At 61.7% G+C, this 22,841-nt stretch carries 25 protein-coding genes; 6 read left to right on the plus strand and 19 right to left on the minus strand.

Features of this window, described 5'->3' with window-relative positions; genetic code table 11:
* Positions 1-190 precede the first annotated feature (190 nt).
* From rseP to NKI22_RS16455, 7 genes are all read right to left on the minus strand, one after another.
* On the minus strand, positions 191-1,333 hold the full coding sequence (gene rseP / locus NKI22_RS16425; protein WP_352482672.1) for an RIP metalloprotease RseP: 1,143 nt from the start codon (positions 1,331-1,333) through the stop codon (positions 191-193).
* Between the two features lie 104 nt (positions 1,334-1,437).
* A complete protein-coding gene (locus tag NKI22_RS16430) occupies positions 1,438-2,271 on the minus strand; it encodes a phosphatidate cytidylyltransferase (protein WP_023717726.1) in 834 nt (277 codons plus the stop codon).
* A 3-nt stretch (positions 2,272-2,274) separates the two neighbouring features.
* Positions 2,275-2,997, minus strand: a complete 723-nt coding sequence (locus NKI22_RS16435; protein WP_352640924.1) for an isoprenyl transferase — start codon at positions 2,995-2,997, stop codon at positions 2,275-2,277.
* A gap of 32 nt (positions 2,998-3,029) precedes the next feature.
* On the minus strand, positions 3,030-3,584 hold the full coding sequence (gene frr / locus NKI22_RS16440; RefSeq protein WP_084642476.1) for a ribosome recycling factor: 555 nt from the start codon (positions 3,582-3,584) through the stop codon (positions 3,030-3,032).
* Between the two features lie 105 nt (positions 3,585-3,689).
* Positions 3,690-4,412 carry a UMP kinase gene (pyrH, locus tag NKI22_RS16445; RefSeq protein ID WP_023717729.1) on the minus strand — a complete coding sequence of 241 codons (723 nt, stop codon included), beginning with the start codon at positions 4,410-4,412 and terminating at the stop codon, positions 3,690-3,692.
* A 133-nt stretch (positions 4,413-4,545) separates the two neighbouring features.
* Positions 4,546-5,652: an aldo/keto reductase gene (locus tag NKI22_RS16450; protein WP_352643301.1), complete on the minus strand. Its 1,107-nt coding sequence runs from the start codon at positions 5,650-5,652 to the stop codon at positions 4,546-4,548.
* Between the two features lie 55 nt (positions 5,653-5,707).
* On the minus strand, positions 5,708-6,136 hold the full coding sequence (locus NKI22_RS16455; RefSeq protein WP_352482295.1) for a nuclear transport factor 2 family protein: 429 nt from the start codon (positions 6,134-6,136) through the stop codon (positions 5,708-5,710).
* A 114-nt stretch (positions 6,137-6,250) separates the two neighbouring features.
* Between NKI22_RS16455 and NKI22_RS16460 the strand changes: the two genes are divergently transcribed.
* Complete coding sequence (locus NKI22_RS16460; protein ID WP_023717732.1) at positions 6,251-7,189, plus strand: LysR family transcriptional regulator; 939 nt, start codon at positions 6,251-6,253, stop codon at positions 7,187-7,189.
* A 1-nt stretch (position 7,190) separates the two neighbouring features.
* Here the strand turns inward: NKI22_RS16460 and tsf are convergent, their stop codons facing one another.
* From tsf to NKI22_RS16490, 6 genes are all read right to left on the minus strand, one after another.
* Positions 7,191-8,114 carry a translation elongation factor Ts gene (gene tsf, locus NKI22_RS16465; RefSeq protein ID WP_023717733.1) on the minus strand — a complete coding sequence of 308 codons (924 nt, stop codon included), beginning with the start codon at positions 8,112-8,114 and terminating at the stop codon, positions 7,191-7,193.
* A 119-nt stretch (positions 8,115-8,233) separates the two neighbouring features.
* Positions 8,234-9,031, minus strand: coding sequence for a 30S ribosomal protein S2 (rpsB, locus tag NKI22_RS16470; protein ID WP_023717734.1), 798 nt, complete (start codon positions 9,029-9,031; stop codon positions 8,234-8,236).
* 177 nt (positions 9,032-9,208) lie between these two features.
* Positions 9,209-9,820: a LysE family translocator gene (locus NKI22_RS16475; protein ID WP_352587146.1), complete on the minus strand. Its 612-nt coding sequence runs from the start codon at positions 9,818-9,820 to the stop codon at positions 9,209-9,211.
* Entirely contained in the window at positions 9,817-10,095 is a 279-nt protein-coding gene (locus NKI22_RS16480) for a DUF4031 domain-containing protein (protein WP_023717736.1), read from the minus strand. Before NKI22_RS16480 ends, NKI22_RS16475 begins: the two co-directional genes overlap by 4 nt.
* Positions 10,096-10,138: 43 nt before the next feature.
* The gene (locus NKI22_RS16485) at positions 10,139-11,437 is read right to left on the minus strand and encodes a lysophospholipid acyltransferase family protein (protein WP_352482291.1); all 1,299 of its coding nucleotides are present in this window, start codon (positions 11,435-11,437) and stop codon (positions 10,139-10,141) included.
* A 138-nt stretch (positions 11,438-11,575) separates the two neighbouring features.
* On the minus strand, positions 11,576-12,403 hold the full coding sequence (locus NKI22_RS16490; RefSeq protein ID WP_023717738.1) for a cell envelope integrity EipB family protein: 828 nt from the start codon (positions 12,401-12,403) through the stop codon (positions 11,576-11,578).
* A gap of 138 nt (positions 12,404-12,541) precedes the next feature.
* Here NKI22_RS16490 and NKI22_RS16495 point away from each other — a divergent pair, with 138 nt between their 5' ends.
* The 4 genes from NKI22_RS16495 to NKI22_RS16510 all read left to right on the plus strand — a co-directional run bounded on the left by NKI22_RS16495 (position 12,542) and on the right by NKI22_RS16510 (position 15,557).
* Positions 12,542-13,006, plus strand: coding sequence for a RidA family protein (locus NKI22_RS16495; protein ID WP_352817441.1), 465 nt, complete (start codon positions 12,542-12,544; stop codon positions 13,004-13,006).
* 14 nt (positions 13,007-13,020) lie between these two features.
* Entirely contained in the window at positions 13,021-13,749 is a 729-nt protein-coding gene (locus NKI22_RS16500) for a glycerophosphodiester phosphodiesterase (RefSeq protein ID WP_352587137.1), read from the plus strand.
* A gap of 40 nt (positions 13,750-13,789) precedes the next feature.
* Positions 13,790-15,004, plus strand: coding sequence for a GNAT family N-acetyltransferase (locus tag NKI22_RS16505; RefSeq protein ID WP_352587134.1), 1,215 nt, complete (start codon positions 13,790-13,792; stop codon positions 15,002-15,004).
* Positions 15,005-15,125: 121 nt separating this feature from the next.
* The gene (locus tag NKI22_RS16510) at positions 15,126-15,557 is read left to right on the plus strand and encodes an HIT family protein (RefSeq protein WP_352482287.1); all 432 of its coding nucleotides are present in this window, start codon (positions 15,126-15,128) and stop codon (positions 15,555-15,557) included.
* Between the two features lie 86 nt (positions 15,558-15,643).
* On the opposite strand, the gene clpA is transcribed toward NKI22_RS16510, so the two are convergent.
* From clpA to NKI22_RS16525, 3 genes are all read right to left on the minus strand, one after another.
* The gene (clpA, locus tag NKI22_RS16515) at positions 15,644-18,112 is read right to left on the minus strand and encodes an ATP-dependent Clp protease ATP-binding subunit ClpA (RefSeq protein ID WP_023717743.1); all 2,469 of its coding nucleotides are present in this window, start codon (positions 18,110-18,112) and stop codon (positions 15,644-15,646) included.
* Between the two features lie 6 nt (positions 18,113-18,118).
* A complete protein-coding gene (gene clpS / locus NKI22_RS16520) occupies positions 18,119-18,445 on the minus strand; it encodes an ATP-dependent Clp protease adapter ClpS (protein WP_023717744.1) in 327 nt (108 codons plus the stop codon).
* Positions 18,446-18,720: 275 nt separating this feature from the next.
* Positions 18,721-19,050, minus strand: coding sequence for a phasin family protein (locus NKI22_RS16525; RefSeq protein WP_023717745.1), 330 nt, complete (start codon positions 19,048-19,050; stop codon positions 18,721-18,723).
* Between the two features lie 300 nt (positions 19,051-19,350).
* On the opposite strand from NKI22_RS16525, the gene NKI22_RS16530 reads away from it, so the two are divergent.
* The gene (locus NKI22_RS16530) at positions 19,351-20,739 is read left to right on the plus strand and encodes an SPOR domain-containing protein (RefSeq protein WP_352817438.1); all 1,389 of its coding nucleotides are present in this window, start codon (positions 19,351-19,353) and stop codon (positions 20,737-20,739) included.
* A 45-nt stretch (positions 20,740-20,784) separates the two neighbouring features.
* Here the strand turns inward: NKI22_RS16530 and NKI22_RS16535 are convergent, their stop codons facing one another.
* The 3 genes from NKI22_RS16535 to NKI22_RS16545 form a co-directional block, all read right to left on the minus strand.
* Positions 20,785-21,483 (minus strand): DnaJ domain-containing protein, encoded by a 699-nt coding sequence (locus NKI22_RS16535; RefSeq protein WP_023717747.1) that lies wholly within the window; start codon positions 21,481-21,483, stop codon positions 20,785-20,787.
* A complete protein-coding gene (locus NKI22_RS16540) occupies positions 21,483-22,214 on the minus strand; it encodes a vWA domain-containing protein (protein WP_352482282.1) in 732 nt (243 codons plus the stop codon). Before NKI22_RS16540 ends, NKI22_RS16535 begins: the two co-directional genes overlap by 1 nt.
* A 124-nt stretch (positions 22,215-22,338) precedes the next feature.
* Positions 22,339-22,776, minus strand: coding sequence for a DUF1489 family protein (locus NKI22_RS16545; protein WP_352817435.1), 438 nt, complete (start codon positions 22,774-22,776; stop codon positions 22,339-22,341).
* Between the last annotated feature and the right edge of the window lie 65 nt (positions 22,777-22,841).

The raw sequence follows: 22,841 nt of genomic DNA on the forward strand, positions 1-22,841 counted from the left end.
CCCACGGCGAGAAAACCGGACGTGCGGTAATTTCCCCTACCGTATTAACCGGATTTTCCCTACACGCAAGGCTTCTGGTTAATTTGTATTTACTTAACCCTGTGGCGTGGCTTTCGCGTCACGCATATCCCCACGCATGGTAAACGGCGTCTCAACATTGCTCGTGCCGAAGCCAAATTCCTTCATGATTTCAGCACCCAAACAGATCGTTCCAGAAAACAAAGCCCATGAAGCCGAGCACCAATATGAGGCCGCTTCGGTAAGCCATTTCCATCATCCGTTCGGACACCGGCCGCCGGATGACAGCCTCCACGCCGTAGAACAGAAGATGCCCTCCGTCGAGGGGGGGAATCGGCAAAAGGTTGAGAATCCCGATCCCGACTGACAGGAATGCAACAAGCTGTACGAGCCATTCAAAGCCGAGCTTTGCCGCCTGACCCGACATCTTGGCGATCTTGATAGGGCCGCCCAGCTGGCACTTGTCCTCGCGACCGACAACGAAACGTTGCAGGAACTGGCCGGTGCGCTGAATGACGTGTCCGGTTTCCTGGACCGCTGCCCCGACCGCCCCGGCCGGACTGTAGGTGATCAGCCGTGGCTGGCCGAGTTCCTTGTTGTTGACGACGCCGATCACGGCCACCTGGACCTTGTTGCCCAGTGCGTCCTGTTGTTCCATCAAGCGCGGCGTCGCCGTGACGGTGATTTCCTTGCCGCCGCGTAGCATGACGAAGGTGATGCTGTCGCCGGCACGGCCGGAGACCAGACGCTGGACGTCGGCAAAGGTCTCGACCTTGCTGCCGTCGACGCTGACGAATCGGTCGCCGGGCATGATGCCGGCCGCCGCCGCCGGACTGCCGACGGTAACCTCAGCCACCATCGGCTCCAGCACGGGACGGCCATGGACAGAAAAAAGCACGGAAAAGACAGCGATCGTCAGCAGGAAGTTGAACAGCGGCCCCGCCACCACTGTCGCCGCGCGCTTCCAGATCGGCTGCGTGTGGAAGGCGACCTTGCGTTCTTCGTCGCTCAGCGCCTCGATCTCCTCCGAGCTGGGCTGGCTCGACGTCGCGTTCATGTCGCCGACGAACTTGACGTAGCCGCCGAGCGGTATGGCGCAAAGCTTCCAGCGCGTGCCGCGGCTGTCGTTGAAGCCGATGATTTCAGGACCAAAACCGATCGAAAAGGCCTTTGCGCCGATACCGCACCAGCGGCCGACGAGGTAGTGGCCCATTTCGTGGACGAAAACGACCACGGTCAGCACGAACAGGAAAGGCACCAGCGTGCCGAGGACAAAGCCCTCTGTGCTGAAAACCGCGTGAAGAATCTCGTTCAATTCATGCCCTCAAATTCATCCACGGCGCAGGTCACGCCGCGACTGTGACATCAATCCAGGCGAATCCATGGCGCAACCCGCGCCAACCCGCCGTCGGATGCCGCTCAAACCGGGAACAGTCCCTGTGCGGGATGGTCGGCGGTCGCGGAAATCCAGCCGATGACGTATAGGGCGAAAGCCGCCGCGACAAGCCCGTCGACCCGGTCCATGATGCCGCCATGGCCGGGTATTAGCGCGCCGGAGTCCTTACGGCCGTGGCGTCGCTTGACCCATGATTCGAACAGGTCGCCGGCTTGCGCGACGATCGAAAGCACCAGTGCGATCACGCCAAGCACGACAACGTTGCCCGTTCCGGCTATGGCGGCCAGAAGCAGCCCGGCCACCACGCCGCCGATCGCCCCGCCGAGCGCCCCGCTCCGCGTCTTGCCCGGCGAGATCGACGGCGCCAGCCTTGGACCACCGACGGAGCGGCCGACGAAATATGCAAAAATATCGGTCGCCCAAACCACGGCGAACAGAAAGAGGATGGCCAGCAGCCCGGAACGGTCGCCGTCGCGCAAGAAGGCCAGCGACAGGCCGGAAACCGCCGCATAGGCAAGGCCGGATGCTTCCCACGGTCCTGCCTTGCGCATCGACGCCGCGATGGCAGCGACAGCAACCAGAGCCGCGACGAGCGGCAGCAGCAAAGACGCAGGCAGGCCGGCGATGAGGGCACCGATAAAGACCACGATCAGCGCCTCGGGCAGAAAGCGGAAACCTGCCGTAGCATTAGCACCTGCCGGCGCAACGGGGCGGCTCATCCGCGTCCACTCGTAGAAGATCACCGCCGCCATGGCAGCGCAAAGCAACCGGAAGGGCAGTCCGCCAAGCCAGGTCAGGCCGAGCGTAACGATGGCAAGCACGACGGCCGAAATGACGCGGAGCTGAAGGTTGCTCATCCCTCAGCCCGAGGCGACGTCTTGGGCGGCAAGTCCGCCGAAGCGGCGCTCGCGGCCGGCGAAATCGCGCAGTGCATCGGACAGGTGCTCGCGACTGAAGTCGGGCCAGTAGCAAGGCAAAAAAACAAGTTCGCTGTAGGCGGCCTGCCATAACAGGAAATTCGACAGCCGAAGCTCGCCGCTGGTGCGGATAACCAGTTCCGGGTCCGGAATGCCCTCTGTATCGAGCGAGTTGGCGAAGGACTCTGCCGTGATCGCTTCGCTGTCGATCTCGCCACGCGCCACCGCCGCGGCGAGCTTGCGCGCTGTGCGGACGATCTCGTCGCGCCCGCCATAATTGAAGGCGATGACCAGCGTCAGCGCCTCGTTGCGGAGAGTGAGCGTTTCGGCTTCCTCGAGCAGGCCTCTTATGTCGGGCTGCAGCCCTGCCCTGTCACCGATGACCCTGATTCGGACGCCGCTCTGGTGCAACTCGGCGAGATCGCGTCGGATGAAAAGCTTCAGCAGGCCCATGAGGTCGCTGACTTCGGATTTCGGCCGTGACCAGTTTTCCGACGAGAAAGCGTAGACGGTCAGGAAGGAGATGCCGAGGCTAGGGGCGGCGCGCACCGTCTTGCGCAGCGCTTCGACGCCGGCGCGGTGACCGGCGAGCCGCGGCAAGCCGCGCGCCTTGGCCCAGCGTCCGTTTCCGTCCATGATGATCGCGACATGCGCGGGCGTTGCCATGTTCTCGCTTCCGGGCCAGCCGTGGCCAGACCCTAGACCTGCATGATTTCCGCTTCCTTGTCGGAAAGCAGGTGGTCGATGGTGCTGATTGTCTCGTCGGTTAGTTTCTGAACCTGGTCGGCCCGTTTGCGGTGGTCGTCCTCGCTGATGTCGCCGTCCTTTTCCGCCTTTTTCAGAAAGTCCATGCCGTCCCGGCGAACGTGACGCACAGCGACGCGGGCATTCTCGGCATAGCCGTGCGAGATCTTGACAAGCTCCTTGCGGCGCTGCTCGTTGAGTTCAGGCAACGGGATCCTGAGATTGGTGCCGTCTACGATAGGATTGAAGCCGAGATTGGATTCACGGATGGCGCGGTCGACGGCACTGACCATCGACTTGTCCCAGACCGAAACCGAGATCATGCGCGGCTCCGGCACCGACACGGTTGCCACCTGGTTGATCGGCATGGCGGTGCCGTAGGCCTGCACCTGGATGGCGTCGAGCAGGCTGCTCGAGGCGCGGCCGGTGCGCAGCGAAGCCAGATCATGCTTGAACGCGGCGATCGCCCCGTCCATGCGCCGTTTGAGATCGTCGTATTCGCCACTCATCATCGTCTCCTCGACCCGTTTAGCCCGGGTTCACTGCCTTGAGGGTAAAACCCTGTTCGAGCCTCAATCCGCGAACTGGTCCCTCTTTCGGGTTCACGGTCCGGATTAATCGTCGGCGACAACCGTGCAACGGCCGCCGCCACGCAGGATATCACCGAAACCACCCTTCTCGTGGATCGAATAGACGATTATCGGAATGTTGTTTTCGCGCGCAAGTGCAATCGCCGCGGTATCCATGATCGAAAGCCCGCGTTTTATGACGTCGCTATGGCTGATGCGCTCGAAGCGTGTCGCGTTCGGGTCCTTCTTGGGATCAGCCGAATAGACGCCATCGACCTGAGTGCCCTTGAACAAAGCATCGGCGCCGATCTCGGCGGCGCGAAGGGCTGCAGCCGAATCGGTAGTGAAAAACGGATTGCCGGTGCCACCGGCGAAGATGACGACCTTGCCCTGGTTCATGTAGGCGGTTGCCTGACGCTGCGAAAAACTTTCGCACAGCTCGGGCATGGCGATCGCCGACAACACCACGGCGTCGACGCCGATCTTGTTGAGCGAGGTGCGTAGCGCCAGCGAATTGATGACCGTGGCAAGCATGCCCATATGGTCGCCGGTGACGCGGTCTCCGCCTTTTGATGCAACCGCGACGCCGCGAAAGATGTTGCCGCCGCCGATGACGACACCGACCTCGATGCCCAGTGCGCGGGCCTCGGCAATGTCGGCGGCGATGCGGTCGACCACCGATACGTCGATGCCGAAATGCTGTTCGCCCATCAACGCTTCGCCCGACGCTTTCAGCAAGACACGTCGGTAGAGGGGCTTCACCGTCATCTGGTCCTCGTCATCATGCGTGTGACGCGCTTCGGTGGCGCCCCGAAACACTGGGCGTTCCGATACACGAAGGGCGCCGCGATGTCACCCGGCGCCCGGGCCGGTAAGTTGAGATCGTGGACTGGGATAGCCGTCAGCTCACGCCGGCAAAAGTGCCTTGCATGAGCAGATCCGGCAGATAGCTTGCCGGCTTGTCGCCAACCGCCTGCCCACCGGTCAAGCCGCCTTGTATTTCAGGGCCGAAGAACGAATACGGAAAGGGCGTGACCGGCCGGCTCACCGCATCGAGCCGTGCCCGAAGGTCTTCGGGAATGTCGAAATCAAGCGCGCCGAGATTGTCCTTGAGCTGGTCAAGCCTGGTGGAGCCGACGATGACGGACGCAATGCCTGGCCTGTTTGCCGCCCAGTTCAGGGCGACCTGGGCCATGCTGCGGCCGAGCTGGCCGGCAACCCTCTCCAGTTCGGCGACGATTTGCCAGTTGCGGTCGGTGAATTTCTGGAAACCGGGATTGGTCGAACCACGCATTGTCTCCAGCCGGCCACCATCCTTGACGATTGTATCGAAACGGCATTTTCCGCTGAGCAGGCCGCTGGCCAACGGACTCCAGACCATGATTCCAGCGCCATAGCGCGTGCCGAACGGCACGAACTCGTGCTCGATGTTGCGCTCGGCCAGCGAATATTCGACCTGAAGCGCCGAAACCGGTTCATAGCCGCGATGCTCGGCGATCGCCTGCGCCCGGCTTGCGTACCAGGCCGGCACGTCGGACAGACCGACATGCCGGATCTTTCCGGCGCGCACCAGATCGTCCAGCGTCCGCATCACCTCCTCCGGTGGCGTCAGCCTGTCCCAGGTATGGAGGATGTAGAGGTCGATGTAATCGGTGCCGAGCCGCTTCAGCGAACCGTCTACCGCCCGCAGGATGTTCTTACGGCCGTTGCCGCCGGCATTTGGATTACCCGGTTCGGCGTTGTAGGTGAATTTGGTACTGATCACCGCCTTGTCGCGCAGCCCACGCTCGGCGATGAATTCGCCGAGCCAGGTTTCGGCCGTGCCACCGGTATAGAGATCGGCGGTATCGAACAAATTGCCACCGGCTTCGACATAGGCATCAACCAAGGCGCGCGCCGTTTCCTTCTCCGCGCCCCAGCCCCATTCCGTGCCGAACGTCATGGTGCCGAGCGCCAGACGAGTGACACGCAGCCCGCTGTTGCCGAGCGTGTAGTAGGACATGGTCATGGATTTTCTCCTGAAATTTGAAAACGGGATTGAGGTCCTTGCCTGGGATATGCAGTCAGGCCTTGGCCAGCGCATCGACCACCACCTGGAACCGACGCGGATCGAAATAGTCGTGGTAGGCGCTGATCAGACCGCTCTCGAAGCGGAAGATCGCGATATTGCTGTTGGTGTATTCAGAGCCGCCAATCAGCATCGCGCGGTTCTTGTACTCAACGACGATCGCGTCCGAATCCGCTGCCGGATAGACGGCTGTCAGCTGGGAGTCGAAGGATTCGAAATTGCCGAAGAGGCCTCGGAAGGCCGCCAGGATCGCGGCCTTACCATCGATGCTGCTTCCAAATCCTGCCGGCGGGTAGAAGACAAGGATTCGGCCATCTTCAGCCCAAAGGTTGCCCCATGCCTCAATGTCCTTGCGGTGCATCAGGTCAAAGAATTTACGCACTGTCTCGAGATTACGGGTTCGTTCGGACTTGAGGTCGGTCATTGGACGTCTCCTTGGCTGCTCGGCGATTGCCGTGTGATGCAGCCAAAGATGCGTTCTTCTTCCCTATCCGATAAGATTGCATTATCCGAATGGACTATGCGATACCATGCATGAATGGATCGCGATCTGCTTAGCCACCTACCTATAATCGTTGCCGTCGCGCGGCGTGGCGGCTTCGCCTCGGCGGCCGCCGAGCTCGGCATGAGCCCGTCAGCGGTCAGCCATGCGGTGCGGCTGGTGGAGGAGCGAATCGGCCAGCCGTTGTTTGCCCGCACCACACGCAGCGTCTCGCTGACCGAGGCTGGCACCGCCCTCGTCGCTGCGGCGGAGCCGGCGCTGGAAGACATTGCCGACCGGATCGAACGCATCCGCTCTGTCAAAGGCCGGGCAAGCGGACTGCTCAGGATCAACGCGCCGCGTTTGGCGCTGCCTCTGGCGCTGATGCCCATCCTGACGGCGATGGCGGAACGTTACCCTGACGTGACGGTGGAGATCGTCACCGACGAACGTCTGAGCGATATCGTCGGCGAGGGTTTCGACGCCGGCATCCGGCTGGGCGAGATGATCGCCGAGGATATGGTGACGGTGCGGCTGACTCAGCCGTTCCGGACGACCATTGTCGCCTCTCCGGCCTATATCGGCCGCCACGGAAAGCCGCGAACAATTGCTGATCTCTCCACCCGCAACTGCATCGGCTATCGGCTGTTGCGATCACGTGCGCTCTACCGTTGGGATCTGTCAGACCAGGGCAAGGATATCGGCGTCGAGACGCGCGGCAGCGTCGTCGTCAGCGAACCGCTGTCGGCAAAAGACATGGCCCTTGCCGGCATCGGCCTCGCATATCTGTTCGAGCCGCTTGTCAAGCCCGACATCGAGGCAGGCCGGCTGGTCGAAGTCCTTGGCGAGGCATCGATCGAGGAACCGGGACTGTTCCTCTATTTCCCGCGCCGCGCCGCGATGGCCCCGAAGCTCCGCGCCTTTATCGACACCGCGCAAGAAATCGGCCGGGCATCCTCGCGGACACCCGGCCGAAAAAGCCTTTCAAACGAATAGTTTACTTCTTGACCGCTGCCGCGACTTCCGCCGCGAAATCGGTCTCTTCCTTCTCGATGCCCTCACCGAGCGCGAAGCGCAGATAGGCGGCGATTTTGGCCGGCGCGCCGATCTCGCTTTCGGCATCCTTCAGCGCCTTCTCGACGGTGATGTCGGGATTGAGCACGAAAGCCTGCTTGAGCAGCACGACCTCTTCGTAGAACTTGCGCAAACGGCCCTCGACCATCTTCTCGATGATCGCTTCCGGCTTGCCGGACTGGCGCGCCTGGTCGGCGAAGATCGCCTTCTCGCGCTCGACCGCGGCCGGATCGAGCTCTTCGGTGGTCAAGGCCATCGGGTTGGTGGCGGCGACATGCATGGCGACTTGGCGGGCAAAGGCGTTGGCGGCCTGCGCGTTGCCTGTCGTCTCGATGGCGACCAGCACGCCGAGCTTGCCAAGGCCGTCGGCAACCGCATTGTGGACGTAGGTTGCGACAGCGCCGTGCTCGACGGTGAGCTTGGCCGAGCGGCGGAAGCCCAGATTCTCGCCGATGGTGCCGACTGCGTCCTTGATGGTCTCGGTGACCGACTTGCCCGAGCCCGGATAGGGAGCAGCGGCAACGGCCTCGGTCTTGCCGCCATAGGCAAGCGCGACCTTCGCGACATTGGCGACGATCTCCTGGAACGCAGCATTGCGCGCAACGAAATCCGTCTCGGAATTGACCTCGACGATCGCTGCCTCGCGGACGCCGGAATCGACGCCGATCAGGCCTTCGGCAGCAGTACGGCCAGCCTTCTTGTCGGCCTTGGAAATGCCCTTCTTGCGCAGCCAGTCGATGGCTTCTTCCATGTTGCCGTTGGTCTCGTTCAACGCCGCCTTGCAGTCCATCATGCCCGCGCCGGTCAAGTCGCGGAGTTCTTTGACCTGTGCAGCCGAAATGCTCATTGTCGCCTCTTTGTCTAAATGCACCGACGCACCATCGAGTTTCGATGATGCGCCTGGTGCCGGTAGCGCTTACCGCGCCAACATATTGGAAAGATGAAGGCCGCAGCCGGCCTTCGCTATTATGCTTCCGGGGTCTGGGTTGCCGGGCTCTCGGCGGCCGGGGTCGGTTCGAGCGCCGGCTCGACCGGAGCCTCGACCGATGCGCCGATGTCGACGCCGAGTGCGCCCTGCTGGCGGGCGATGCCGTCGATCGCAGCCTTGGCAATCAGATCGCAATAGAGCTGGATGGCGCGGGCCGCATCGTCATTGCCGGGGATCGGGAAGTCGATCTTGTCCGGGTCGCAGTTGGAATCGATGATGGCAACGACCGGGATGCCGAGACGCTTGGCCTCGAGGATGGCGATCGCTTCCTTGTTGGTATCGATCACGAACATCAAATCGGGCGTCGAACCCATATCCTTGATGCCGCCCAGCGCCTTGTCGAGCTTCTCACGCTCGCGGTCGAGGTTGAGGCGCTCCTTCTTGGTCAGGCCCTGAGCCTCGCCGGCCAGCATCTCGTCGAGCTTGCGCAGGCGCTGGATGGAATTCGAGATCGTCTTCCAGTTGGTCAGCATGCCGCCGAGCCAGCGCGAGTTAACATAGTACTGAGCCGAGCGCTGCGCGGCATCGGCGACGATGTCGGAGGCCTGGCGCTTGGTGCCGACGAACAGCACGCGGCCGCCCTTGGCAACAGTGTCGGAAACCTGCTTCAGCGCCTGGTGCAGCAAAGGCACCGTCTGCGAGAGGTCGATGATGTGGATGTTGTTGCGGGCGCCATAGATATAGGGCGCCATTTTCGGATTCCAGCGGTGGGTCTGGTGGCCGAAGTGAATGCCAGCTTCCAATAGCTGGCGCATGCTGAAATCAGGCAGAGCCATTCTTATTTCCTTTCCGGTTAGCCTCCACGGACACAGGCATTTTTTGGACTTGGTCCTCGAACGCCACCGGAGGTTTCCGCCGGATTTCTCCCGGGCAGACACCAAAGTCCGTGTGTGGAATGTGCGCGCATATAGAGGGGATGCGCGACAAACGCAAGCGCTGTGGCGTCTTGCGGCTCAGCGTGCGGCGATCAGCGCACCGGTGCCTATCATGGCGCCGCCGGCAAACCTGTTCATCAGCCGCATGCGCCTTGGCGTCTTGAACCAGCTCGAAGCCCGCCCGGAGAGCGCTGCGTAGAAGCCCATGGTGACGATGTTGACGCAGATCACGACCGCAACCACGAGCAGCCCATCGGCGAAGGTCATCGTATTGAGGTCAAGAATCAGCGGCATGATAGAGGCGTGGAACAGGATCGCCTTGGGATTGCCCAATGCGATGGAGATACCGAGGAAAAACGATCGAGACAGTCTTGCCTGGGTTGCGTGCTGTCCATGCGATCGCGCGGAGGCCGATCGCCACATCCGGATGCCGAGAAACACCAGATAGGCAGCACCCGCATACTTCAGGATTAAAAAAACCCATTCGAAGGCCTGTACCAGCGCCACGAGACCGAGCAGTGCCAAGGTGACCAGCACCGCGTCGCCTGCGGCGATGCCGAGTCCAGCCAGGAAAGCGCGAACGAAGCCAAGCGAGACGCCATTGGCGATAACCGTGAACATCGCCGGACCAGGCGTGGCGGCGGCAAATGTGATCGCGGCGCAGTAAGCCAAAAATGCCGTCAATGTCATCGTCGCATCTTCCCCCTCGGCACGCGCACACGCCGGAAAACAGCGACGATCTCCTCGCGGCTGCACTCGATGGCGCCGAGCCGCACCGCGCGGTCGCGCTCGAACCCGGTTATGTCATAATGCGGCGCCGATGTCTTCGGCGGCCCTTGGTAGGACGAGCGCTTGATGCCGAGCTGCGCGGCGAAGCGATGCAACTCGTCGGTGTCGTCTGCCAGCAGATGACACCAGCGGTGGCCGACCCATTTCCAGATCGCCGCATCGACATAGACCGCCATGAGGCTTGCCGCACTCCTTCATCTTGCGCCGACCAACACGCCGCTAACGATGATAGAAGGGATTAGCATAGAATATGAAGCCGCCGCCGGCCTGGAGTTGCGCTATGGTGCTGGTGATGGTCCCCTGCATGCGGTCGTGCAGTTCGACGAGTGCCGCCTCGACGGAGCCTTCATAGGCGTGCAAGCCTAACGGGTCCGGCACCCGAATATGGGCGCGGCGTGGGCCTGCCGGCTGCGGCACGAAACGATCGATCGTATCGCGCAGTGTACCCTTGCAATAATCGTTGCGGATCCGCTTCAAGTGTTCGGCGATCTCCTCCTGCGTGATGCGCGGATTGGCTGAAGCCCACGGCCCGACACGCCGCAAGCGCTGGATCGTATCCGCCAGCGTTCGGACCTGCTTCCGGCTTCCGGTATCATCCGTGTTTTCTCGCAGCCAGCGGCGCGACCGGCGCAAAAGCTCGGCACTGTCGAGCGTGCCGGCGCCGACCGAGACAAGTTCAGCAAGGCGACGGCCGAGTTCCGCGAGCAGGTCCTTCTGACGTGTGTCATACGAAACCCGCTCATCGGACCGCAGGCCATATGCAGCCTCATCGCGCGACAGCAACGTCGCATAGATATGATGGACGCGCTCCGGCAGCGAATCGGCGGCATGGCGTTCGATCTTCAGGCTGCGCTCGACGTAGGCGCACTCCTTTGCCAGCGCTGCCTCGACATTCCCCGTGAAAGCGAGCTTCCAGATCACGGGCGCGATCCAAACTTTGAAATCCGGATCCGTCAGGCGGCCGCGCTTCAGCGCTTCGAGCCCCATCTCGACCGCGCCCGGCAGCAGCGGGGCAACGATGTTGGCATGCCAGCCGACGCCGCCTTCGGGATGCAGGAGAACGCCGTGCCCTTTCAGCGCCCAGGCCACCGAATGTTCCTTGGCGGCCCCGCTATTGCCCGGGATTTGGGCGATTAGATTGTTGGCCAGCCAGAATTTCTGCATCAGCCGGCCAAGCCCGTTGACGACGCCGTGCGTGGCCCAGGATGCCGCCAGCGGGCTTACCCGCGAGACGACCTCCTTGTCGATCATCCAGTCGGTAAAGAACTCCGGATGGTTGGGCGTGATGAACGTCGCCTTGCCCGCGCCGCAACAAGCCTTCAACCTTTGCCGGTCGTCCTCCGGAAAATCGATGTGGCGGACATTGGCGACGCCGCGCAGACCGGCCAGACGGTTGAACGGCAACAGGTCGCGAAGCCCCGGAATGCCGTGCAGCATGACAATGCGGTTGACGAATGTCATGGCCTTGATCAGCGTCGCATTGGGCCGCGGCGCCACAAAAACGTCGATCCTGCTCAACCTGCTCCCCCCGCGGCGCTTACCGTCGTAAGACGTTGATATGCAATTGCGGCATGCTCAAGTCGGTGCAACATGCCCGCAAGATCAAGCGCCACTATCGCGGAGAGCAGCCGGCAGCAGCTTGCCGTCGGTTCGAGCCTATTTCGACGGGCAGGTCTTTGGCTGATCGAACAGCGACAGATTGACCAGCTTGCCGGTCATCGAGAACTCGCCATAGTCCATTACGAGACCGCGCGTGATGCCGTTCTCGTGCAGCTTGAAGCTGATCCGGTATTCCGGCACTTCCTCGCCGCCTTTGTCGGTATCGTCGAAATAGGCGATGTCAACCGGCCAGTATTTGTCGCTGGCGAGCTTGGCCAGCGCCGGCACTTCCGGATCAGTCTTGTCGGCATTGGCTTGCTTGCCGACGACGACGGTGGTGGTCATCACCTTGTTGGCATCCTCCGAGCCGTCGAACAGGTTGGTTTCGTAAAAACGCTCGCCCTTTTCCGCCTTGCCGATCATTTCAACCATTTGCTGGGTCGGGAACTGGGTCGCGGCGAGTTCCAGGCTGTTCTTCTCGGGCTTGTCGATTTCGACCTTGAGACCATTGGCCTCCTTCGTTGCCGTCCCCTTGACCTCCTTGTCGAGGTTCTGGTCGACAAAGGACTTGTTGACGAAGGAGAAGGTCTTGCCTTCGGCATCCTCGAAGGTGGTCATCTGCTGGTCGGTCAGCCTAGTATTGTCGTTGGTGACGATCTGGGTGACCAGGCGGAACTTTACCGTGTAGCCCTCGCAAGGCGAGCCATTGAACTCGTAGACCATACGGCCCGATATGCCGGTGATCCCCGAGCGATCCGACGCCTTGTCCAGGGTGATGTCATAGACGGCACGGTGCGCCTGCAGCGCCGGCACCGCAAAAGCGGGAGCCGCCCAGGAAGCCGCTGTCAGAAGAACGGCGTTGAATGCGAGGCGCGTTGCGCGCATGGGGTGCTCCGATCATCGCGGCTAATGGCAGGCCGCATGGAAAGATGGTCCAGCTTAAAAAAAGTCGTGGCGGAAGCGAGGCAAAAATAGCAATTTCGGCCCGGCCTGCGCGGCACCTTCAAGCAATAGGGAAATAGCATGAGCGAAACAATCGAAAAGCGGCTAAGCGATCTCGGCGTGACGCTGCCGGCTGCCGCTGCGCCCGCCGCCAACTACGTTCCCTATTGCAGGACCGGCAATCTGCTGTTCACCGCCGGGCAGTTGCCGCTCAAGGAGGGCAAGCTCCAGGCGAGCGGGCTGCTTGGCCGCGATGTCGACACGGCGACCGGAAAGGAAGCCGCAAAATACTGTGCGATCAACATATTGGCGCAGGCCCAGGCGGCACTTGGCGATCTCGACAAGATCCGCCGCCTGGTGAAGATCACCGTCTTCGTCGCCTCGGCATCGGATTTTGTCGAACAGCATCTGGTCGCCAACGGCGCCTCGGATTTTCTCGTCGCCGTGCTCGGCGACCGCGGCAAGCACGCCCGCTCCACCGTCGGCACCCCCTCCCTGCCGCTTAATGCCGCAGTGGAAATCGAAGCGATCTTCGAAGTCGAATGACCGGGACTGCGACCATGACCGACCTTTCCTGGCTGACTGCCCGGCCCGTCGCCCATCGCGGCCTCCACGACATGAACAAGGCGCGCTGGGAGAACACTCTTTCCGCCTTCGCCGCGGCAGCCGAGCGCGGCTATGCGATCGAGTGCGACGTGCACCTGTCATCCGACGGCGTCCCCGTCATCATCCACGATGGCGATCTGCGGCGGCTGACCGGCGAGGACGGCTTCGTCTGGCAGCGTACGGCTGCTGAGATCACGGCGCTGAAGGTCGGCGGCACCGCCGACCATTTGCCGACGCTGCAGCAGGCGCTTAATCTGGTCGACGAGCGTGTGCCGATGGTTGTCGAGCTGAAAGGCGCTGCCGGACACGACGAAGGCCTGGTCGAAGGCGTCGGCAAGATGCTCAAGCGCTATAAGGGCAAGACCGCGATCATGTCGTTCGACCATTGGCTGATCCGCGAGTTCCCGAAACATGCACCCGGCATACCCGGCGGGTTGACCGCCTACGGCAACGACAACCATCTGATCGAGGCGCATTTCGCCATGCTGGCGCATGACATCGCCTTTATCTCCTACGCCGCCGGCGACCTGCCGAACCGGTTCGTGTCGTTCGTACGTGAAAGGCTCGGCATGCCGGTGATCACCTGGACAGTGCATGACCAACCTGCCGTCGACCTGACCTTCAAATATGCCGACCAGATGACGTTCGAAGGATTCGAGCCCGATCTTGTGCGGCTTGCTTGAACGGGCTTGTACGGGTTCGCAGCGAGCTTAAGTAAGCCACATGGATCAAGGGGACGACTGCGACAGACAAACGGCGAATGCGGAGCTGTCGATCCGCATCGCCGCGGGCATCGGCGCCTTCACCAGCGCGGAATGGGACAGCCTTGGTGGCACTACGCGGGGCGAGGCAGAAAACGCCTACAACCCGCTTGTTTCATTCGCTTTTTTGAGCGCGCTAGAAGATTCCGGCTGCGCCGTTCGACGCACCGGCTGGCAGGGTCATCATCTCAGGCTGGAAACCGCGCAAGGCAAGCTGCTCGGTGCGGTCCCCTGCTATCTGAAGTCGCACAGCCAGGGCGAATATGTCTTCGACCATGGCTGGTCGGACGCATTCGAACGCGCCGGCGGGCGCTACTATCCGAAGCTGCAATGCGCGGTGCCGTTCACACCCGTCACCGGCCCTCGCCTGCTGGTCGGCAAGCGCGAGGACAGCCCCACCGTCAAGGCCGGCCTTGCGGCCGGCCTAAAGGCGGTGACGGATAAGCTCGGCGTGTCTTCCGCGCATGTCACCTTCGCGCCGGAGGATGATGTCCAGATCTTGGCGGCAGCCGGCTTCCTGCATCGCACCGACCAGCAGTTTCACTTCTTCAACGAAGGCTTTTCGAGCTACGACGATTTTCTCTCGACGTTGGCCTCGCGCAAGCGCAAGGCGATGAAAAAGGAGCGGCGTGAGGCGCTCGCCGACGGCATCTCGATCGACTGGCTGACCGGCAAGGATCTGACCGAAAAAGCCTGGGACGACTTTTACGCGTTCTACATGGATACCGGCAGCAGGAAATGGGGCCGGCCCTACCTCAACCGCGATTTCTTCTCCTTGATCGGCGAGCGCATGGCCGACGACATCCTGCTGGTGATGGCCAAACGCAACGGGCGCTACATAGCCGGCGCCATCAACTTCATCGGTTCAGACGCGCTCTACGGCCGCAATTGGGGCTGCATCGAGGACCACCCGTTCCTGCATTTCGAGGTCTGCTACCATCAGGCGATCGATTTCGCCATCTCGCGAAAGCTGAAGGTGGTTGAAGCCGGTGCGCAGGGCGAGCACAAGCTGGCGCGCGGCTACCGGCCGGTGACGATGCATTCGGCGCACTACATCGCCCATCCAGGTCTGCGCAATGCAGTGGCCGACTACCTCCAGCGCGAGCGGCGCGAAGTCGAGCGGATGAGCGAATATCTGGAAGAGCACACCCCGTTCCGCAAGGACATGGCGGAGTAGCAAAACCCGCCCGATCGCTCAACCACGTTCGAGCCTGCATGGCCGATGTCGACCGATCGTCTTGCCCGCCCGCAACAGCTTCGCTACACGAGACCGCGAGCCAAGAACCGGAGCGTGCGCCATGGCCGAAGCAACCTACGACAGCAGCAACATTTTCGCAAAAATCCTGCGCGGAGAAATCCCTTCGCACCGCGTCTACGAGGATGATGCGGTCATCGTCTTCATGGATGTGATGCCGCAAGGACCGGGTCACACGCTGGTCGTGCCGAAAGCGCCGTCGCGCAACCTGCTCGACGCGGATCCGGCGGTGCTTGGCCCCCTCTTCGCTCACGTGCAGAAAGTTGCGCGGGCAGTAAAGAAGGCCTTCGATGCCGATGGCGTCACGGTCATGCAGTTCAACGAACCAGCTTCGGGCCAGACCGTCTACCACCTCCATGTCCATGTCATTCCGCGCTTCGAAGGCATCCCCTTGAAGCCGCACAGCGGACAGATGGAACAGCCTGAAGTCCTGGCTGAGAACGCCGGCAAGATACGGACGGCGCTGGCAAACTGAATCGGGGCGAAGCCGCTCGGCCGACACTCGACCACAAGCTTCATGAAAAAAGCCCCGTTGCCGGGGCTTTTTTACTTGCAGGATTGTCAGTTCTTACGCGGCAGTTGCGGCACCAGGCTGCGCTTGCCGCCATCCTTGCCCTTCGGCTCCGACTTCTGCGCCACCGCCTTTTTCCCGGCGGGCTTTTTCGCCACCGCCTTCTTGGCTTTCGGCACGTCGTCCGGCTCTTCCTTCTTCGGCTTCACCGGCGCCTCGTCGGCGAGCGATTCGAGCTTCAGGCCGGTCTCGCCGGTTTCCTTCTTCTCGACGGTGACACGCACCGTGCCGCCCTTCTTGAGCTTGCCGAACAGCACCTCGTCGGCCAGCGGCTTCTTGATGTGCTCCTGAATGACACGGCCAAGTGGCCGCGCACCCATGCGCTCGTCATAGCCCTTGTCGGCCAGCCAGGCGATTGCATCCTGCGACAGGTCGAAGGTCACGCCGCGTTCGGAAAGCTGCGCTTCCAGCTGCATGACGAACTTCTGCACCACCTGATGGATGACCGGCACCGGCAGCGAGCCGAACGGAATGATCGCATCGAGACGGTTGCGGAACTCCGGCGTGAACAGCCGGTTGATCGCTTCGACATCGTCGCCTTCGCGTTTGGTCGAACCGAAACCGATCGCCGCGCGCTGCGCGTCGGATGCGCCCGCATTGGTGGTCATGATCAGGATGACATTGCGGAAGTCGATCTGCTTACCGTTATGGTCGGTCAGCTTGCCGTGATCCATGACCTGCAACAGGATGTTGAACAGGTCCGGATGCGCCTTTTCGACTTCGTCCAGCAACAGCACGCAATGCGGATGCTGGTCGACGCCGTCGGTCAGAAGGCCGCCCTGGTCGAAGCCGACATAGCCGGGAGGCGCGCCGATCAGCCGCGAAACGGTGTGGCGTTCCATATATTCCGACATGTCGAAGCGGATCAGCTCCACGCCGAGCGAGGCGGCGAGCTGCTTGGCCACTTCCGTCTTGCCGACACCGGTCGGACCGGAGAACAGGTACGAGCCGATCGGCTTTTCCGGTTCCCGCAGGCCGGCCCGCGCCAGCTTGATGGCCGAAGTCAGCGCGGTGATCGCGGTGTCCTGGCCATAGACGACGCGCTTCAACTCGATGTCGAGACCTTGCAGCACCTTCTCGTCGTCGGCGGAAACCGTCTTCGGCGGGATGCGCGCCATCGTGGCGATCGTCGCTTCGATCTCCTTGATGCCGATGGTCTTCTTGCGCTTGGCTTCGGGCACCAGCATCTGCGAGGCGCCGGTCTCGTCGATCACGTCGATCGCCTTGTCCGGCAGCTTGCGGTCGTTGATGTAACGCGCCGAGAGCTCGACCGAAGCCTTGATCGCTTCACTCGTGTAGCGAACCTTGTGGAACTCCTCGAAATAGGGCTTCAGTCCCTTCATGATCTCGATGGCGTCCTCGACGGTCGGCTCGTTGACGTCGATCTTCTGGAATCGCCGCACCAGCGCGCGGTCCTTCTCGAAGAACTGCCGGAACTCCTTGTAGGTGGTCGAGCCGATGCAGCGGATCGCGCCGGACGACAGCGCCGGCTTCAACAGGTTCGACGCATCCATGGCGCCGCCAGAGGTGGCTCCTGCCCCGATCACGGTGTGGATCTCATCGATGAACAGCACGGCGCCGGGATAGTCCTCGAGCTCCTTGACTACCTGCTTCAGCCGCTCCTCGAAATCGCCGCGATAACGGGTGCCGGCCAGCAGCGTGCCCATGTCGAGCGCGAAGATGGTGGCATTGTGCAGCACTTCGGGAACGTCGCCCTCGACGATGCGCTTGGCGAGGCCTTCGGCGATCGCCGTCTTGCCGACGCCGGGATCGCCGACATAGAGCGGGTTGTTCTTGGACCGGCGGCACAGCACCTGGATAGTCCGGTTGATCTCGCTCTCGCGACCGATCAGCGGATCGATCTTGCCAGCCTTGGCCTTGTTGTTCAGGTTGACGCAATAGGCAGTCAGCGCGTCCTGCTGCTGCTTCTTCTTGCCGCCTTCTTCTTGCGGCTCAGCTCCGCCCTGGCTGCCTTGCTCGTCGTCGGCGCCGCGCGGCGTCCGCGTCTCGGAAGCGCCTGGGCGCTTGGCAATGCCATGCGAGATGTAGTTGACCGCGTCGTAGCGGGTCATCTGCTGTTCCTGCAGGAAATAAGCGGCGTGGCTCTCGCGCTCGGCGAAGATGGCGACGAGCACGTTGGCGCCGGACACCTCCTCGCGGCCTGACGACTGCACATGGATCACCGCGCGCTGGATGACGCGCTGAAAACCGGCCGTCGGCTTGGAATCTTCATCGTAGCCGGTGACGAGATTGTCGAGCTCGGTGTCGATATAGGTGAGAACCGTATGCTTCAACTCGTCGAGATCGACGTTGCAGGCACGCATGACTGCGGCCGCCTCGGTGTCGTCGATCAGGGCGAGCAGCAAATGTTCAAGGGTTGCATATTCATGGTGCCGCTCATTGGCGAGCGTCAGCGCTTGGTGAAGCGCCTTTTCCAGGCCTTGGGAGAAAGCCGGCATGTTACCTCACTTCTTCTCCATCACGCATTGCAGCGGATGCTGATTCTGTCGGGCGAAATCCATGACCTGAGACACTTTGGTCTCGGCCACCTCGAATGTATAGACCCCGCACTCGCCCACCCCATGATTGTGAACATGAAGCATTATGCGTGTGGCGGCTTCGCGATCCTTCTGGAAAAAACGCTCCAGCACGTGAACCACGAACTCCATGGGTGTGTAGTCGTCGTTAAGGATGAGGACCCGATACAGACTGGGCTTCTTGGTCTTGGTTTTTGTGCGCGTGATGACGGCCGTGCCGCGACCGGCCTCATTGCCGTTGCTGCCGTTCTGCATTCGCACCACGTAGCTCGTGGCAGTCAAACCTGTAGTCACGTAGTCCTGCCTCTTTCGAATCCTCATGCATGCTCGACATGTAGGTGCTCGATGGACGATTTTAAGCCCTTCTGTTTAGCTGACAATATGGCTAGGTGGCCAAACTTGACCGATTTTTCAAATCGTGAAGACCGCAAGGACCCCGATTTCGAGCTGGCATGAAAAAACCCGGCCGCGCGTTCGCGACCGGGTCTGTCTTTTGAGGCCCAAGGGCCGGCTTGGAACGTTCGTCGAATTTACTTCGCCTTGGCGACAATCGATTCGAACGGCTTGTAGGCTTCCTTGGCGAGTTCGGCATAGAGATCGCCAAGCTTGGTGGCCTCGGTGACGAAGCTCTCATAGGACTGCTTGGCGTAGTCGGACTGGATTTCGATCGCCTTATCCAGCGACTTGGCGGAGAAGAGCTTCTCGACAACGGCGCTGCCGGCCTCAAAACTTTTCTTGGTGTACTCGCCCGCCTCGGTGGCGATGGCCTGTGCACCCTTGGACAGCGATGCAAAGCTCTTCAATCCGGTGTCGGCAAATTCCTTGCCGTATTTGCTGAAATCTTCATAGGTCTGGGTCATTTCACGCATTCCCTTGAACGGTTGCCTTTGGACGATGGACGCGCCTTGTCCGGGCCGCGTTGTGCAATGCGTGTAAATATATTGTGCAGTGCACAAAAAGTCAAGATTTCCGCGGCAATGCGCATCGTGAGCCGCCGGCAATCGCTAAGATTCGAATAAAGAGAGGCTCAATCCCGCAGAAAATGGTGAACGCGGCGGTTACCATAAACGGATTGGTAACGCTGCCCGCGTTAGCGTGGCCCGAGGTGAGGCAGGACCCTTTGCCGCCTCCAAGGCAACGGAAATTCAAAGGAACTATCAGTGCGTAAGGCGTTGTCGGGCTTCGTTTCCAAATCCGCGTCCCCCCTCAAAACGATCATGATTCTCGCTATGGCGATGAGCTTCGTCGTCGCGGACGCGGCTTCATCCATGGCGGCCAAGTCGGCGGCCATCGTCATCGATGCCAAGTCCGGCAAGGTGCTTTATTCGTCGGATGCCGATGGCCGGCGCTATCCGGCCTCGCTTACCAAGATGATGACGCTCTATCTGACGTTCGAGGCATTGGCGAAGGGCAGGATCAGCAGGAATTCTCCGGTCGTGTTCTCGGCCAATGCCGCTGCCGAACCGCCAACAAAGCTCGGCGTCAAGCGGGGCGGCTCGGTCACGGTCGAGACCGCCATCCTGTCGATGGTGACCAAATCGGCAAACGATTCCGCAACTGCGCTTGGCGAGATGCTCGGCGGCAATGAGGCCAATTTCGCCCGCATGATGACCGCCAAGGCGCGGGCGCTGGGCATGCGGGGAACCGTTTTCCGCAACGCCAACGGCTTGCCTGATCCCGGGCAGTTCACGACGGCGCGCGACATGGCGCTGCTCGGTATCGCCCTGAGAGAGCATTTTCCACAATATTACGGCTATTTCTCGCAGCGCTCCTTTCTTTACGGGCGACAGCGCATCAACGGCCATAACCGTCTGCTCGGACGCATCAAGGGCGTCGACGGCATCAAGACCGGTTATACCCGCGCCTCCGGCTATAACCTGGTCTCCTCGGTATCGGATGGCGACCGGCGCATCGTAGCGGTGGTCATGGGCGGCAGGTCCGGCGGCAGCCGCGACAGCCAGATGGCCGGGTTGATCAATGCCTACATGCCGAAGGCGTCGTCGCGCGGCGGCGGCATGCTGATTGCCAAAGCCGGTGGCGGCAATCCGATTTCAGCCCTGGCCAAGGTGCTTCTGCCGAAGCATGACGCGCCGACGCCGGATAGTAAGCCGGACGACGATGCCGTTGCCTCCCTCGTCGAGGAAAATGCTCCCGTCGTTGAAGAAACCACTCCGGTCGTTCAGACCAGAAAGGTCAAGACGGCGGCCGTGGCGACAGCGGACGATGTGGCGACGGCCCGAGTCGCCGCAGCCTATGCCGAACCGGCTGCAGAGGTCGATCCGGTCAGCACGGCGTCGGTGCCATCCGGCTGGGCAATACAGGTCGCCTCTTCGCCAAAGCAATCCGAAGCAAAGGCTTTCCTCGACAAGGCGACGAAGCAGGTGCCCTCCATTCTGGCCGATGCCTCCGGTTTCACCGTCGCCTTCGACAAAGACGGCGTCACCTATTACCGCGCCCGGTTCGGTGGTTTTGGTTCGAAGACCGCCGCCTGGAAGGCTTGTAACGCTTTGAAAAAGAAGAAGATCGAGTGCTACGCCGTCCAGCAGTAAGGGCGCGAAACGATATCTTTCCCGAAAGTTCTGCGTCGAAGGAGACTAGTTGTGATTGGAGAGCAAGACGTCCTTGGCTTCGTTGATCCGCGCCGCCAGGAAAGACGTGCCACCGATATCGGGGTGCAGGCGCTGCATCAGGCGGCGGTGCGCCTTGCGGACATCCGCCGCGGCAGCCCCCGCTTCAAGACCAAGGATCTTGTAGGCCTCCTCCTTAGTCATGGCGCCCGAACCTGGCGCAACACCCAGCCCTTCGCCACCATTCGCATCAGCGTCTTTGCGCCAGATGGGAAATCTGCCGTCAAGATACGTCTCTAGCAATTGGCGGCTCTCCGGATCGCCGGAGAGCTCGCGATAAAGTTGCTGCAATTCGGCAAGCCCCATCGAGCCAAGCATCTTGCCTTCATGGCGCCCAGCCAGCACGAGGCCTTCGAGGCCGCCGGTGTCGTGATCGAGTTCCATCTCAAGCGCCGCGGTACGCACCGTCGAACGCTTGCCCGGTGCCAGTTTTGCGGCCGGCTGATTCATGCGCATGGAGCCATACCAGGCGAGCGCGGCCGACAGGATCAAGCCGCCGAGGCCCTCGCGCCCGACCAGCAGCACGGCAACGCCGACCAGCCCGAGCAGCACGGGTCCAAGGGTCCTCATGCCGCCTGCAAGCTTCCCCGGATCGGCGCGCAGGAAGATGGTGAGCATGCCGAGAAGCACCAGAAGCAATGCTACAAAAGCGATAATCGCGCCCATCAGTTTCCGCCGCCCCGCAGATGCTCGATCATCAGCCGGTCCTCCGGCCTGCCCCGGTCCTCCAGTGCTTTCAGACCGCCGGTCGCAAACACGGCGACGGACGAAAGCAGGCCGGCCAAGGTCGCGGCAGCCCGCCGATCAAACCGGAACCAGGCCCCTTTGGACAGCCGTGCAATTTCCTTGAACGCCTTTTCTGCACCGGCATCATGGCCTTCCTGAAAAACGAAGACAGGAACGCCGTGCAGACCTAGGCTACCGGCCTTTTCGGCCAGATCATCTATGTTTTCTTCCATCGCATCGCCGATATAGACCAGCGCGTTGACCTTGGCCGCCGCCGTCTGTTTCAGCGCATGGGCGAGCACCTTGCCGATCTGGGTGTGGCCGCTACGGCAGTCGATGCGCGTCATCAGCTGCTTCAGAGCTTCGGTATCGGTGACGAATGCGGAGGAACGGCACTCGCCAAGCCCGCGGAAATAGACCAGTTGAACCTTGAGCACCCCAGCCTTGCCGACGGCGTCGAACATCTCGGCCTGCAGCGCACAGGCGAGATCCCAGGTCGGCTGGCGGCTCATCGTAGCGTCGAGGGACAGGATCAGCCTGCCTGAACCGGTGGCGGATGCAGCGAGCGTCCTTGCCTGACGGAGAAAGGCGTCGATCTCGCCGGTGCTCGATTGGGACTCGACCGGCGCAGGATTGGCCTTTGCAGGCACGGGCTGCTTCTTGTCGCTCATGACATTCAAGATGTGGCGTTGTTCCCCAGCTTGCAAGCCCAGATCAGGCGACCTGCAGGACCGGTGATGATGGCAACTGCGGACAAGCGTTCGGCCGGTGCCCTTGGCGCTACGGTTCTTGGCGTCAGAGTAGGCCGAGATCGGCAAGCTCACGCCTGAGCTTCGGCGGCATTTCGATCAGCCCGGCTTTGCCCTTGCCGAGATCGGCCGGCGCGTCCGCCGGCTTCAGGTAGCGCCACCCTTGGAATGCACGGCGCGGCTGCCAGTCGGTGCGCACGACCTCGGGATCGAGGATCAGATGGCAGCGGCCGATGCCATCGTCCTCAGTGAAGGGCCGGATTTCGGTGATCAGCTGACGGCATTGGACATTGCCCTTGACCACCCAGTAGAGCGAGCCGCCGTCGGTGATCTCGGCGCCGCGCGTCGGCACCATGCGGGTGGTGTGGTAGTGTTCGGCCGGTTCGCCGGCGCGGCGCCGCTCGTCGAGGCGGAAGGCAATCCACTCTTCCAGATCCTCGACGCTGTCACAGCCGACGCAAAGCTTTATGAGATTGAGAGACATCGTTTAAGGTTTAGCCCAGCACGCGAACGCGTCAACGGCCTGATCGACTTCTCCACAGTGGTGGT

The organism is Mesorhizobium sp. M0778 (genome assembly GCF_040320105.1).
GTDB lineage: Bacteria > Pseudomonadota > Alphaproteobacteria > Rhizobiales > Rhizobiaceae > Mesorhizobium.

Coding starts and splice junctions, on each gene's coding strand:
- NKI22_RS16430 (WP_023717726.1), bottom strand. CDS start 2,271: ATGAGCAACCTTCAGCTCCGCGTCATTTCGGCCGTCGTGCTTGCCATC.
- NKI22_RS16435 (WP_352640924.1), bottom strand. CDS start 2,997: ATGGCAACGCCCGCGCATGTCGCGATCATCATGGACGGAAACGGACGC.
- frr (WP_084642476.1), bottom strand. CDS start 3,584: ATGAGTGGCGAATACGACGATCTCAAACGGCGCATGGACGGGGCGATC.
- pyrH (WP_023717729.1), bottom strand. CDS start 4,412: ATGACGGTGAAGCCCCTCTACCGACGTGTCTTGCTGAAAGCGTCGGGC.
- NKI22_RS16450 (WP_352643301.1), bottom strand. CDS start 5,652: ATGACCATGTCCTACTACACGCTCGGCAACAGCGGGCTGCGTGTCACT.
- NKI22_RS16455 (WP_352482295.1), bottom strand. CDS start 6,136: ATGACCGACCTCAAGTCCGAACGAACCCGTAATCTCGAGACAGTGCGT.
- NKI22_RS16460 (WP_023717732.1), top strand. CDS start 6,251: ATGGATCGCGATCTGCTTAGCCACCTACCTATAATCGTTGCCGTCGCG.
- tsf (WP_023717733.1), bottom strand. CDS start 8,114: ATGAGCATTTCGGCTGCACAGGTCAAAGAACTCCGCGACTTGACCGGC.
- rpsB (WP_023717734.1), bottom strand. CDS start 9,031: ATGGCTCTGCCTGATTTCAGCATGCGCCAGCTATTGGAAGCTGGCATT.
- NKI22_RS16475 (WP_352587146.1), bottom strand. CDS start 9,820: ATGACATTGACGGCATTTTTGGCTTACTGCGCCGCGATCACATTTGCC.
- NKI22_RS16480 (WP_023717736.1), bottom strand. CDS start 10,095: ATGGCGGTCTATGTCGATGCGGCGATCTGGAAATGGGTCGGCCACCGC.
- NKI22_RS16490 (WP_023717738.1), bottom strand. CDS start 12,403: ATGCGCGCAACGCGCCTCGCATTCAACGCCGTTCTTCTGACAGCGGCT.
- NKI22_RS16495 (WP_352817441.1), top strand. CDS start 12,542: ATGAGCGAAACAATCGAAAAGCGGCTAAGCGATCTCGGCGTGACGCTG.
- NKI22_RS16500 (WP_352587137.1), top strand. CDS start 13,021: ATGACCGACCTTTCCTGGCTGACTGCCCGGCCCGTCGCCCATCGCGGC.
- NKI22_RS16505 (WP_352587134.1), top strand. CDS start 13,790: ATGGATCAAGGGGACGACTGCGACAGACAAACGGCGAATGCGGAGCTG.
- NKI22_RS16510 (WP_352482287.1), top strand. CDS start 15,126: ATGGCCGAAGCAACCTACGACAGCAGCAACATTTTCGCAAAAATCCTG.
- clpA (WP_023717743.1), bottom strand. CDS start 18,112: ATGCCGGCTTTCTCCCAAGGCCTGGAAAAGGCGCTTCACCAAGCGCTG.
- clpS (WP_023717744.1), bottom strand. CDS start 18,445: ATGCAGAACGGCAGCAACGGCAATGAGGCCGGTCGCGGCACGGCCGTC.
- NKI22_RS16525 (WP_023717745.1), bottom strand. CDS start 19,050: ATGACCCAGACCTATGAAGATTTCAGCAAATACGGCAAGGAATTTGCC.
- NKI22_RS16535 (WP_023717747.1), bottom strand. CDS start 21,483: ATGGGCGCGATTATCGCTTTTGTAGCATTGCTTCTGGTGCTTCTCGGC.
- NKI22_RS16540 (WP_352482282.1), bottom strand. CDS start 22,214: ATGAGCGACAAGAAGCAGCCCGTGCCTGCAAAGGCCAATCCTGCGCCG.
- NKI22_RS16545 (WP_352817435.1), bottom strand. CDS start 22,776: ATGTCTCTCAATCTCATAAAGCTTTGCGTCGGCTGTGACAGCGTCGAG.